The following is a 12,067-nucleotide window of genomic DNA, read 5'->3' on the forward strand; positions in this document are numbered from 1 at the left end:
GCCGTTGTGGTCGTGGCAGAGGTGGTAGGATAGGCATCAACTCAGTCCTTTGGGTGTGGCTTGTTTTGTTTAGCGACTAATCAGATCGCACAAACTGGACTGAGTTCCCTTCCTCCGGTGATCTACTATTCGGAACAGCTATTTAGATAAAATCGACGATTACCCTCTCCATACAACTCAGAAAAGTCAATCACCCTGAGTTTTCTATTAACTCTAAACCGTGCAAGTGAAATAATAGAACCTAACCATGGCCTAACTTCAGACATTGCCGTTTCTTTATCTGTAGCAACATATATGTATGGAATACCCTTGGGATTAGCTCTTCCTTCTGATGCGGAATCTACTAATGGTTTCATTCTCTGATATGGGAATGGAATAGGCATGCTATCAACTACTACCTCCTCTCCTGTATCGTGGTCTGTTTGCGTTATCTCTCTCTCATTATGCCCTAACTGGGCACGCCATAAAACATGGCTAGGCTCAACCACTTTAATTCTATCCTGACAGGTTTCAAGAATAGAATTCATGAAGCTTTGGGATTCTGCATCTAAAATATAGCGATTTTTTGAGCCCACTGCATTCATAAATTTGTAATAGCTTCTATGAGATTTAAATGTCATTCCACAACCTTATTGAAGATGAATACAGTTGAAGACTTTACCATAAAAATGTGCTACGACGTACAAATAAACACCACGAACAGACATTTACAAATACTACTCAACAGTTAACCACCTGATACATTATCACCACAAAATTTTCTTTTATAGATAAGAACGACAGAAATAACACAGCAATAGAATGCATCATTAGAAATGCGACTAAGTTAACTATTGATAACAGCATTGACCACAGCAAAAATTTAGAGGGTTGCAATTAATATCTTTAAATAAAAACAAGCCAATATAGATAATAAAAAACCACCCGCATAATGGGTGGTTTTTTCATTATATTCGGACGAACCCGAGAGATTTAACCCACAACACCAATCACTCCAACGGCGGCGTGCGCGGCGGCACCTGGCGCTTGCTGCCGGTGGACTCGAAGGCCGAGGCGACGCGCAGCAGGTTGTTGTCGTCATAGGCGCGACCGGCGAAGGTCAGGCCCACCGGCATACCGATATCGGCCATGATGCCCATGGGGACGGTGACGGTCGGCACGCCGAGGTGGCGAATGGCGAGGTTGCCGTTGGCAACCCAGATGCCATTGCTCCAGGCGATATCGGCGGAGGCCGGATTCACATCCGCGTCAGCCGGGCCCACGTCGGCGACGGTCGGGAACAGCACGGCGTCGAGCTTGAGCCCGTCCATCCACTCTTCCAGGTCCAGCTTGCGGGTCTGCTCCAGCCCACGCAGGCCGTCCGGCACCGATGCGATCTCGTCCCAGGATTTCAGGCCGCGCTTGGCCATCTTGACGTACTCGTCCATGCCCGCCGCCAGATCCCCCTCGCGGTTCGGCAGGGTGCCCGGATCGTGGGGGAAGATCTTCGGCCCATCGACATCAGCCAGCTTGTTCAACTTGGGATCGCCGTTGGCACGCAGGAAGTCGTCGAACGCCCAGCCGGATAGCTCCCACAGCTCGTCGTTGAGAAACTCCGGGCTCACGATGCCGCGATTGAACACGGTCGGCGCGCCGGGTCGGTCCCCTTCGCAGTTGGAGACCAGCGGGAAGTCCACTTCGATGACCTCGGCGCCCGCCGCTTCCAGCGCCTTGCGCGCCTCTTCCCAGAGGGCAATCACGGACGGACGGGTATGGATGCGCTGACCGGTCGGGCCGCCGATGCCGGGGTTGTCGCTGGTGCCCGCCAGTTCATCCTTGTTGATAAACATGCGCGGCACCCCGAGGCGCTTGCCCTTGAGGGCATCGGCCTTGGCAGCCAGCTCCAGATAGGAAGCCGGACGCACTTCGGACGCCTTGGGCAGTTGCACCCAGGGCTGCATACGCCATAGATCACCGCGAGTCTCGGCATCGTCGGCAACCACTACGTCGAGCACTTCCAGCAGATCATTCATGGTGCGGGCATAGGGCACCACCACATCCATGGTCGGAGTCAGCGGCCAGTTGCCGCGCACCGAGATGACGCCACGGGACGGAGTGTAGGCACACAGGCCGTTGTTGGAGGCAGGGCCACGGCCGCTCGACCAGGTCTCTTCCGCCAGACCGAAGGCGGCGAAGCTCGCGGCGGTGGCAGTACCGGCCCCGTTGGAGGAGCCGGAGGCAAAGGGCGCGGTCAGGTAGTCGGCGTTGTAGGGGCTCTCGGCACGGCCATAGACGCCGCGCTGCATGCCGCCATTGGCCATGGGGGGCATATTGGTCTTGCCAAGGCAGATGGCACCGGCGGCGCGCAGGCGCTCAACGGTAAAGGCATCGCGCTGGGCCACCAGATCCTTGAAGGCCGGGCTGCCGGAGGCGGCGGTCAGCCCCTTGACCAGATAGCTGTCTTTGGCGGTGTAGGGAATGCCGTCGAGCGGGCCCAGGGTTTCCCCACGGGCGCGGCGGGCATCGGACGCCTCGGCCTCTTTCAGGGCATCGGGGTTGGGCACCACGACGGCATTGAGGCGGGTTGATGTCTCGGGGCCGTCATAGGCTTTGATCCGCGCCTGATAGGCCTCGACCAGTTCGACCGCGGTGGTGCGGCCTGATTCGAGCGCATCGCGCAGCTCGGCAATGGAAACCTCGGTCACTTCGATCATGGGGATCTCCTGTAAAAGGGTGACTGTTTGTCATGATGATCGCCGCATCGGCGCCTGCGACCATCACACCATCAAGAGAGAAAACCCCACTGAGTGGGGTTTTGAATACCAACCTCGGCTGGCTTGGAACAGGTTCTTACTTGCCAGAAGGAATTTGCTGAGTAATGCAGTGGATATTGCCCCCCCCCAGCAGGATCTCCCGGGCCGGCACGCCGACTACCTTATGCTCCGGGAAGATCTCTTCCAGAATCCGCTGGGCTTCGCCGTCGGTGGCGGCATCCAGCAGCGGATAGACGATGCGATCGTTGGTGATGAGGAAGTTCACGTAGGAACCCGCCAGACGGCCCTCTGCCTCGCGCGGCACACCGCTGCCGCTCTCGACGCCGGCGGACTCTTCCTCTGTGCAGTAGAGCGGGCCCGGCTGGGGCAGCTTCCACACTTTCAGCTTGCGACCCTTGGCATCCACCGCCGCTTCCAGCACCTTGAGGGCAGCCAGGGAGCGGGCGTACTGGGGATCGTTCTCGTCGTCGGTCCAGTGCAGGGCCACTTCACCCGGGCGCACGAAGCAGCACATGTTGTCGATGTGGCCGTCTGTTTCATCCATGTAGACCCCTTCGTCCAGCCAGATAAAGCTGGTGACGCCCAGATAGTCGCGCAGGTGAGCTTCGATCTGCTCTTTGCTCAGGTGCGGGTTGCGGTTTTCGTTGAGCAGGCACTCGGCGGTGGTCAGGCAGGTGCCTTCGCCGTCGACGTGGATGGAGCCCCCTTCCAGAATGAGCGGCGCGTCGTAACGATCCATGCCGTGCTGTTCCAGCATCCGGGCAGCGACCTCTTCATCCTGGTTCCACGGGTAGTAGAGACCCCCCTTGTGACCGCCCCAGGCGTTGAAGCCCCAGTCCACCCCACGGCACTCGCCTGCGGCGTTGGTGACGATGGTGGGGCCAGTGTCGCGGGCCCAGCAGTCATCGCTGGCCATCTCCACCAGGGTAACGTGGGCAGGCATGATGCCACGGGCCTGCTCCATAAACTGGGCCGGCACCCCCATAAAGACCGGCGTCGCGCCACCGATGGCATCCGCCACCTTGGCGAAGGTGGCCTGGGCGAAGCGACCGGCTTCCCGCCAGTTGTCCGGGCGGAACGGCCAGATCATCCAGACGGCCTGCTGGTGAGCCCACTCGGCGGGCATGGTGAAGCCGTCGGCGGCTGGCGTGGAATTCATGGTCTTGATGCTCATCGCAAGGCTCCTTGCATGAATTGAGGCCCCCGATTTGCCTGGGAACCCTGAAAAAATAAGAGTGGGTCGCAGTGTAAGAAGTTGCGCGCCCATCCATCAAATGAATAGGATTAATTGTCCCATAAACACGGCGAATAATCCCCCCATGAAACTGCACCAGCTCGACCTCAATCTGCTGCTCGCCTTTGACGCCCTGATGACGCAAGGGAGCGTGACCCGCGCCGCCGAATCGCTCTTTATCAGCCAGCCCGCCATGAGCCACTCCCTCGGCCGGTTGCGGGCCTTTCTCGGCGACCCGCTGCTGGTGCGCACGCCCCAGGGGATGTTGCCGACTCCCCGGGCCCAGCGGCTGCATCTGGGGGTGCAGCAGGCGCTGCGGCTGCTGGAGCAGCAACTCTGGGAGGAGGACGAGTTCGCGCCGCGCCAGTCGAAGCGCCGCTTCGTGCTCTGCACCACGGATTACGTGGAATGCGTGCTGATCCCGCCCCTTATCCAGCGCCTCAGGAAGCTGGCGCCGGGCGTCACCATCGAGATCCGCATCCTGCGCGATACCCTGCCCGAAGCCGAGCTGGCGAGCGGCGAAATCGACCTGGTGCTGGGGTTTGACGAGTACATGCAGGTGCCGGGGTATCTGGGCAAGGAGACCTGGCTCACCGAACCCCTGGCCGGGCTGGTGCGTGCCACCCTGGAGCTGGAGGAGGAGCGCATCACCCTCGAGCAGCTAATCGAGATGCCCCATGTGTTCCACTCGCCGCTCGGCACCTCGGAGGCGAGCCTCGACCGCTATTTGCAGAGCCTGGGCCATAGCCGCACCATCTCGGTCAACAGCCAGAGCTATATGTCCGCCGCCGCCATCGTGAGCCAGAGCGATCACCTGCTGGTGCTGCCCAGCATGGTGGCCGAGCTGCTCGCCAGCCACTGGCCGCTGAAAAGCCTGCCCCTGCCCGACGACGTGCCGGACTATCACCTCAACTGCGTCTGGCACCCGGTCCACGCCCAGCAACCGGCGTTGATCTGGTTGAAGGCGCTGATGAAGGATCTGGTCAGCCCCGCGTAAACCCGCAGCGTCTGGCATACCAAAGCAGCATGCGCGGCAGCCGGCCCAGGTGTGGCTCAAGCATCTGATGAAAAAGCTGGTGACTCCTGAATAACCCGACGGCGTGTGACTCCCCCCCTCATCCCCAACCCTTCTCCCGCAAGGGGAGAAGGGAGCGGATCTGCGCCACTGGCAGCATCGCAAACAACCTGTCTGCTAGGGCGAAATACATCCCACCAGCACATCGACCTATCGATTCATCAGTTCATCAGTTCATCAGTTCATCAGTTCAATGTCACACCACACCACGATGGCCCCGAGATGACCAACAAGATGACAACTGTTACTCGATCTGTCCCCTCTCCCTCTGGGAGAGGGCCAGGGTGAGGGGAAGCAACCCACTCAGTCACCAGACCGGGGAATGGCTATATCTAATAGGGTCAAATAGCTCTGGATAGGCACCATGAGAACCCATCCGTTTGCCAAGCGCATGAGGCGAGAAGCCACCCTTGCCGAACAGAAACTGTGGCTGCAATTGCGCGACCGCCGCCTGGCTGGGGTGAAATTCCGTCGCCAGATACCCATCGGGCCCTACATTGTCGATTTCATCTCTCTTGAGCAGAGGCTGATCATCGAGGTAGACGGGTCACAGCACAACGAACCGGCCGGACGGCAACATGATGGCGCAAGAACGGCCTACCTCAATCAGCAGGGCTTTCGGGTGATCCGGGTGTGGAATAACGATGTATTGAGTCGAATGGAGGCCGTACTGGAACTTCTTTTGCTCTCTTTGCGCTGAGCACGAGCCCTCCCCCTCATCCCCAGCCCTTCTCCCATTCTTTTGTAAATAAGTGGGAGAAGGGAGCAAACAACCCGGCGGCGTGTGGCATCCCCATAAACAACCATGGCTCCCGCAGGAGCCATGGTTGTTTATGGGCGGCGCATCACGCCCGCAGGGCGCTCATCATCCGGGCGACGACACCGGCCAGCAGAGGGCGGTCGGGGTGGCACTGGGCGAAGGTGACCAGTCCCTGGATATGGACCTGCAAGAAGGCGGTCAGGGTGGGGATGTCCCCCTCTTTTGCCAGCTCTCCCTGCGCCTTTGCCAGGGCCAGCTGCCCGGCCAGATCCTGTTCCAGCTCGCCGTAGATGGCCTTGAAGCGAAGGTGCAGCTCCTCGTCCTGCTCCGCCAGCTCCATCAGGGTGCGGGTCAGCAGGCAGGAGCCCTGCAGGGCATCGTCCACCACCTGCTCGAGGAAGGCGTGCAGCCCCGCCAGCGGGCTGGGCTGTGCCAGGCAGCGGCGGCGCAGGGCCCCCTTCTCTGCCACATAGTGATCGACCGTCGCCAGCAGCAGGCCGCGCTTGTTGCCAAAGGCGGCATAGAGGCTGCCCGGGTGCAGGCCGGTTGCGGCCACCAGCTCCTGCATGGTGGTCTTGGCATAGCCTTTGGCGCGAAAGGCTTCCATGGCGTTTCGCAAGACGGCATCCCGATCGTATTCGGCGCTGCGCATGGGGTCTCCGGTGGCAAGGTCCCGCGGGACGGAAAAAACAGGGCGGCAAGTTTACCCCAGCCTCCCCCGTCAATCCATGTTGAATGCTTGCTCAAAAAATACTTGCACACAAACCAAAAAACGTCTTGAATGCCCGTTCAAGAATCACTCCCTCAGGACAGACGATCATGAATACCCTGTTTCAGCCCTATCGCCTCAACGACACCCTCACCCTCGCGAACCGTTTCATGATGGCCCCCCTCACCCGCTGCATGGCGGGCCCGGGTCTGGTGCCCACCGAACAGATGGCCGCCTACTACGGCCGCCGCGCCGACATCGGCCTCATCATCTCCGAAGCCACCATCATCCGTCCGGACGGGCAGGGCTACCCCAATACCCCGGGGCTCTACAGCGCCGAACAGATCGCCGGCTGGAAGAAAGTGACCAGCGCCGTGCATGCCAACGGCGGCAAGATCTTCGCCCAGCTGTGGCACGTGGGCCGTCTCTCCCACCCCTTCTTCCACCACGCCGAAGTGCTGGCCCCCTCCGCCATCGCCCATGAGGGCACGGTGCCGCGCATGCGCGAGCTGGTCTATCAAGTGCCGCGCGCCCTGACCGGGAGCGAAATCGCCCAGCTGGTCGAGGATTACGCCCAGGCCGCCGCCAACGCCATCGAGGCGGGCTTTGACGGGGTGGAGATCCACGGTGCCAACGGCTACCTCATCGATCAGTTCCTGCACCACGCCAGCAACCTGCGCACCGACAACTACGGCGGCAGCCCCGAGAACATGAGCCGCTTCGCGCTGGAGGTGGTGGATGCCATCGCCGCCCGCATCGGCGGGGATCGCACCGGCCTTCGTCTCTCCCCCGGCGCCTATGTGCACCTGGAAGGGGATGCCCGGGATCGCGCCGTGTTCGACCACCTGCTGGCCGAACTGAACCAGCGCACTCTGGCCTATCTGCACCTGGGCATCTTCGATGACAGCCTCACCTTCGACTACCTGGACGGCCGCGCCTCCGACTACCTGCGTGCCCGCTACGACGGCCACCTGGTGGGGGTGGGCAACTACAGCGCCGAGACCGCGCTCGAGGCCATCGAGGCGGACCGCTTCGACCTCGTCGCCATCGGTCGCCCCCTCATCGCCAACCCGGACTACCTCGCCAAGGTGAAGCAGGGAGAGGCGCTGACCCCCTATGCCGACACCATGCTGGCGGAACTGGTCTAACCCTCGCCGGCGCCTTGCCTGACCAAGGATGGGATCCGCGCCCCCGCGCGGGTTTCCAATGTTTGGGCCCCCTCCCGGGCCCTTTTTTCTGCCTGCCTGTCCCCTTTTTCACGCAAATAGTTGTCACCAACAACCAAAAGATGGTATTGGTTGCGCATAACAACCAAATGCCATCACAAGGAGACAACCCCATGGATCCCCGCCCCCTGCGCGCCCTGTCGAGGGAACTGGTACGCGAACTCGGCATGCTCTCCCAGCAGTGCGGCTCGCTGGCCCTGAGCCCCCTAGAGGCCCACCTGCTCATCGAGCTGGAGAACGGTCCCGCCACCAACCAGCAGCTTGCCGAGCGCCTTCGCATCGACAAGTCCAACGCCAGCCGCCCCCTGGCCCGCCTCGCCGAGCGGGAGCTTATCGCCTGGCAACCCCACCCCTCGGACGGGCGCAGCAAGGAGGCGAGCCTCACCGAGCCGGGCAAGGCACAGCTTGAGGAGCTGCACCGGCAGATGGACGAGACCATGGCGGGGGCCCTGGCCCAACTCTCCCCCGCCGAGTGCGAGCAGATCTGGGAGGGCATGCGGCTCTATCGCAGCGCCCTCTCCCGCGCCCGCCGCCAGCAGGGGTTCGTCATCCGCCCCATCACCCCGGCCGACAATCCCCGGATCGCCGCCGTGGTGCGCGCCGTCTCCGCCGAATACGGCCTCACCGCCGACAAGGGGTACGGGGTGGCGGATCCCAACCTCGATTTTCTCCACGAGACCTATCAGGGGGAGCGCAGCCGCTACTGGGTGATTGAGGGACCGGACGGCACCATTCTTGGCGGGGGCGGCATAGCGCCGCTGGCGGGGGCAGCGGATGTGTGCGAGCTGCAGAAGATGTACTTCCTGCCCGCCCTGCGGGGGCTGGGGCTGGGACGGCGGCTGGTGTTGCAGGCGCTGGCCGAGGCTCGCGCCCTGGGTTACCAGCGCTGCTATCTGGAGACCACCGCCGTGCTGCGGGAAGCCACCGCCCTCTATGAATCCCTGGGCTTCGAACACCTGCCGGGGCCCCTTGGCTGCACAGGCCACGACGCCTGCGAGATCTGCATGGTGCTGGCGCTCGACTAGCTCAAACAACAACAAGGGGCCCATGGCCCCTTATTGTTTCATCTTGCGCCCCCTGATCAGCCAGCGCGCTGCTCCAGGGTCCCAGCAGGCCGGGAAAGCGGTCGCTTGGCCCAGACCCCGGCCAGCAGAGAGCCGGACAGGTTGTGCCAGACCGAGAAGAGGGTGCCAGCCATGGCCGAGGCGGGAGTGAAGAATTTCATGGCCAGCGCCGTGGCGAGGCCAGAATTCTGCAACCCCACTTCGAAGGCCACGGTGCGGCAGATCCGCTCCTCAAAGCCCAGCCAGCGACTGACCCAGTAGCCCGCCACAATGCCGATGCCGTTGTGCAGGATCACCGCCAGCGCCACGATGGGGCCGATGCTGGCGAACTGCCCTGCGTTGAGGGCGACCACGATGGCGATGATCATGACGATGGCGGCCATGGAGACGAGCGGCAGCACGGGCTCGATACGTGCCGTCAGGGAGTGGAGGAAGACATTGGCAACCACCCCGAACACCACAGGGATCAGCACTATCTTCACCAGGCTCAGCAGCATGTCCAGCACCGGCACGTCGACGCTCTTGCCAGCCAGCAGCTGCACCAGCAGGGGGGTGACGAGGACCCCGAGCAGGGTGGAGAGAGCTGTCATGGTGATGGAGAGAGCCACATCGCCCTTGGCCAGATAGCACATCACGTTGGAAGAGGTGCCACCGGCGACGCTGCCCACCAGCACCATTCCCACGGTCAACTCGGCATCAAAGCCCAGCAACAGGCTGACCAGCAGAGCGGCCAGCGGCATCACGCTGAACTGCAATACCAGCCCGAGGCCGATGGCCTTCTTGTTGCGCACCACGTCGAGGAAGTTCTGGGGTTTGAGGGTCAGCCCCATGGCCAGCATGATGATGGTCAGCAGCGGCACTATCTGGCCCTTGAGGCCGACGAAGGGCTCGGGCTGCCAGTAGGCCAGCAGGGAAAACAGCAGGGCCCAAAGCGGGAAGAGGTGGGTGATGCGTCCAAGCATGGTGTACTCCTTGTTATTGTCCAGACGCGGGCAGACCAGGGGATGCCCGCAGGGAACTTTCTCTTATACCAGCTTTGTCGCCGGCAGGCCCGTGTCGCGGCGCTCAGGAAGGGAAATAGAACCAGGCGGTCTGGATAAGACCCTCCTTCACCTCGAACACCGCCACGCTCTCGATGGGCTCAAGGGAGAGGCCATGGATCAGCTCGTGATCAAACACCTTGTTGCCCAAGACGGTGCGTGACAGCAGCTCGGCCTTGAGCAGCGGGTTGTTGAATCTGTGCTCCGCATAGAAGGCCCGCAGCGCCCCCTTGCCGACTGTGCTCGGCGTCTCGGTCGGCATGCGATAGCCTTTGAAATCCGGGGCAAAGCAGGCCACGAAGGCATCGAGATCGTGGGCATTGTAGGCGGCAAACTGCGCCTCTACGGGTTGGGTGACGGACATGTCTCTCTCCATGGGTGAAATTTAAATCACTTATCCTTGATTTTTATTCATTCATCAAGCCCCGGATGGGGATCGCCGCCCCTTCCAATGACACGCCCCATAACAAAAAACCCCGCCGAAGCGGGGTCTCTCTGGTCATCAGCCACCCGCTGGGTGCGGGCAGGGTGATCAGTGTTCGCGGGTCTGGCGGAAGTGAACGTCCGGGTGACGCTCCTGGGCCAGGCGCAGGTTGACCATGGTCGGCGCGATGTAGGTGAGGTTGTCACCCCCATCGAGGGCCAGGTTGACCTCGTTCTTGCGCTTGAACTCCTCGAACTTCTTGACGTCGGTCCCTTCCACCCAGCGGGCGGTGGCGACGTTGACCGCCTCGTAGATGGCCTCGACGTTGTACTCGCTCTTGAGGCGCGAGACCACCACGTCGAACTGCAGCACACCGACCGCACCGACGATGAGATCGTTGCTGATGAGCGGACGGAACACCTGCACCGCCCCCTCTTCGGAGAGCTGCACCAGCCCCTTGAGCAGCTGCTTCTGCTTGAGGGGGTCACGCAGGCGGATGCGGCGGAACAGTTCCGGCGCGAAGTTCGGGATGCCGGTGAACTTGAGATCTTCACCCTGGGTGAAGGTGTCGCCGATCTGGATGGTGCCGTGGTTGTGCAGACCGATGATGTCGCCAGCACAGGCCTCGACCGCCTGTTCACGGTCACCGGCCATGAAGGTGACGGCGTCGGAGATGTTCACGTCCTTGCCGATGCGCACGTGGCGCATCTTCATGCCCTTGGAGTAGGTGCCTGACACGATGCGCATGAAGGCGATACGGTCGCGGTGTTTCGGGTCCATGTTCGCCTGGATCTTGAACACGAAGCCGGAGAACTTCTCCTCGGTCGCCACCACTTCGCGGCTCTCGGCCTTGCGCGGCATGGGGGCTGGCGCCCAGTCGGTCAGGCCGTCCAGCATGTGGTCGACACCGAAGTTGCCGAGGGCGGTCCCGAAGAAGACCGGGGTCATCTCGCCGGCGATGAAGGCGTCGTGATCGAACTCGGGAGAGGCGCCCTGCACCAGCTCCAGCTCGCCACGCAGCTGGGCCGCCAGATCGTCGCCGATGGCGGCGTCCAGCTCGGGGTTGTTCAACCCCTTGACCACCCGCTTCTCCTGGATGGTGTGGCCCTGACCGCTCTGATACAGGTAGGTCTCGTCCTTGTAGAGGTGGTAGACCCCCTTGAAGGATTTGCCACAGCCGATGGGCCAGGTGATGGGGGCGCACATGATGTTGAGCTCGCGCTCCACCTCGTCCATGACCTCCATCGGATCGCGCACTTCGCGGTCCAGCTTGTTCATGAAGGTGAGGATGGGGGTGTCACGCAGACGGGTCACTTCCATCAGCTTGCGGGTCCGGTCTTCAACACCCTTGGCGGCGTCGATGACCATCAGGCAGCAGTCGACCGCCGTGAGGGTACGATAGGTATCTTCGGAGAAGTCCTCGTGACCCGGGGTATCGAGCAGGTTGACCAGGCAGTCGGCGTAGGGGAACTGCATCACGGAAGTGGTGATGGAGATACCGCGCTGCTTCTCCATCTCCATCCAGTCGGATTTGGCGTGCTGGCCCGAGCCACGGCCCTTGACGGTACCGGCGCGCTGAATGGCCTGTCCGAACAGCAGGACCTTTTCGGTGATGGTGGTTTTACCCGCATCCGGGTGCGAGATGATCGCAAAAGTGCGTCTCTTGGAGACTTCACTCAGAAATTCAGCTGACATAATTCGACGTTCTTCTATTGAGCGGCGGCCTGGAGCCACCGTGGGAAAAATGCGGGACAGCACCTTGGAATCAGGGCGCCCATGCAG

At 61.6% G+C, this 12,067-nt stretch carries 11 protein-coding genes; 4 read left to right on the forward strand and 7 right to left on the reverse strand.

What is annotated here, in order from left to right:
* Positions 1 to 125 precede the first annotated feature (125 nt).
* From J9892_RS11780 to aguA, 3 genes are all read right to left on the reverse strand, one after another.
* A complete protein-coding gene (locus J9892_RS11780; protein WP_210538374.1) occupies positions 126 to 620 on the reverse strand; it encodes an RES family NAD+ phosphorylase in 495 nt (164 codons plus the stop codon).
* 369 nt (positions 621 to 989) lie between these two features.
* Positions 990 to 2,693, reverse strand: a complete 1,704-nt coding sequence (locus J9892_RS11785; RefSeq protein WP_161470182.1) for an amidase — start codon at positions 2,691 to 2,693, stop codon at positions 990 to 992.
* A gap of 136 nt (positions 2,694 to 2,829) precedes the next feature.
* Positions 2,830 to 3,927 carry an agmatine deiminase gene (aguA, locus tag J9892_RS11790; protein WP_114523139.1) on the reverse strand — a complete coding sequence of 366 codons (1,098 nt, stop codon included), beginning with the start codon at positions 3,925 to 3,927 and terminating at the stop codon, positions 2,830 to 2,832.
* 145 nt (positions 3,928 to 4,072) lie between these two features.
* Here aguA and J9892_RS11795 point away from each other — a divergent pair, with 145 nt between their 5' ends.
* Together J9892_RS11795 and J9892_RS11800 are read left to right on the forward strand one after the other, a co-directional pair.
* Complete coding sequence (locus tag J9892_RS11795; RefSeq protein ID WP_041211051.1) at positions 4,073 to 4,984, forward strand: LysR family transcriptional regulator; 912 nt, start codon at positions 4,073 to 4,075, stop codon at positions 4,982 to 4,984.
* Between the two features lie 442 nt (positions 4,985 to 5,426).
* Positions 5,427 to 5,762 (forward strand): endonuclease domain-containing protein, encoded by a 336-nt coding sequence (locus tag J9892_RS11800; RefSeq protein ID WP_041211050.1) that lies wholly within the window; start codon positions 5,427 to 5,429, stop codon positions 5,760 to 5,762.
* 145 nt (positions 5,763 to 5,907) lie between these two features.
* Here the strand turns inward: J9892_RS11800 and J9892_RS11805 are convergent, their stop codons facing one another.
* On the reverse strand, positions 5,908 to 6,474 hold the full coding sequence (locus J9892_RS11805) for a TetR/AcrR family transcriptional regulator (RefSeq protein WP_114523140.1): 567 nt from the start codon (positions 6,472 to 6,474) through the stop codon (positions 5,908 to 5,910).
* 167 nt (positions 6,475 to 6,641) lie between these two features.
* On the opposite strand from J9892_RS11805, the gene J9892_RS11810 reads away from it, so the two are divergent.
* Entirely contained in the window at positions 6,642 to 7,679 is a 1,038-nt protein-coding gene (locus tag J9892_RS11810) for an alkene reductase (RefSeq protein ID WP_161470181.1), read from the forward strand.
* 191 nt (positions 7,680 to 7,870) lie between these two features.
* Positions 7,871 to 8,782, forward strand: a complete 912-nt coding sequence (locus J9892_RS11815) for a bifunctional helix-turn-helix transcriptional regulator/GNAT family N-acetyltransferase (protein ID WP_113069660.1) — start codon at positions 7,871 to 7,873, stop codon at positions 8,780 to 8,782.
* A 56-nt stretch (positions 8,783 to 8,838) separates the two neighbouring features.
* Here the strand turns inward: J9892_RS11815 and J9892_RS11820 are convergent, their stop codons facing one another.
* From J9892_RS11820 to prfC, 3 genes are all read right to left on the reverse strand, one after another.
* Positions 8,839 to 9,783 (reverse strand): bile acid:sodium symporter family protein, encoded by a 945-nt coding sequence (locus J9892_RS11820; RefSeq protein ID WP_113069659.1) that lies wholly within the window; start codon positions 9,781 to 9,783, stop codon positions 8,839 to 8,841.
* Positions 9,784 to 9,886: 103 nt separating this feature from the next.
* Positions 9,887 to 10,225: a nuclear transport factor 2 family protein gene (locus J9892_RS11825; RefSeq protein ID WP_104451827.1), complete on the reverse strand. Its 339-nt coding sequence runs from the start codon at positions 10,223 to 10,225 to the stop codon at positions 9,887 to 9,889.
* A 168-nt stretch (positions 10,226 to 10,393) separates the two neighbouring features.
* Positions 10,394 to 11,983 carry a peptide chain release factor 3 gene (prfC, locus tag J9892_RS11830; RefSeq protein ID WP_089503670.1) on the reverse strand — a complete coding sequence of 530 codons (1,590 nt, stop codon included), beginning with the start codon at positions 11,981 to 11,983 and terminating at the stop codon, positions 10,394 to 10,396.
* Between the last annotated feature and the right edge of the window lie 84 nt (positions 11,984 to 12,067).

This window comes from Aeromonas sp. Prich7-2, from assembly GCF_017939255.1.
Classification (GTDB): Bacteria; Pseudomonadota; Gammaproteobacteria; order Enterobacterales; family Aeromonadaceae; genus Aeromonas; species Aeromonas caviae.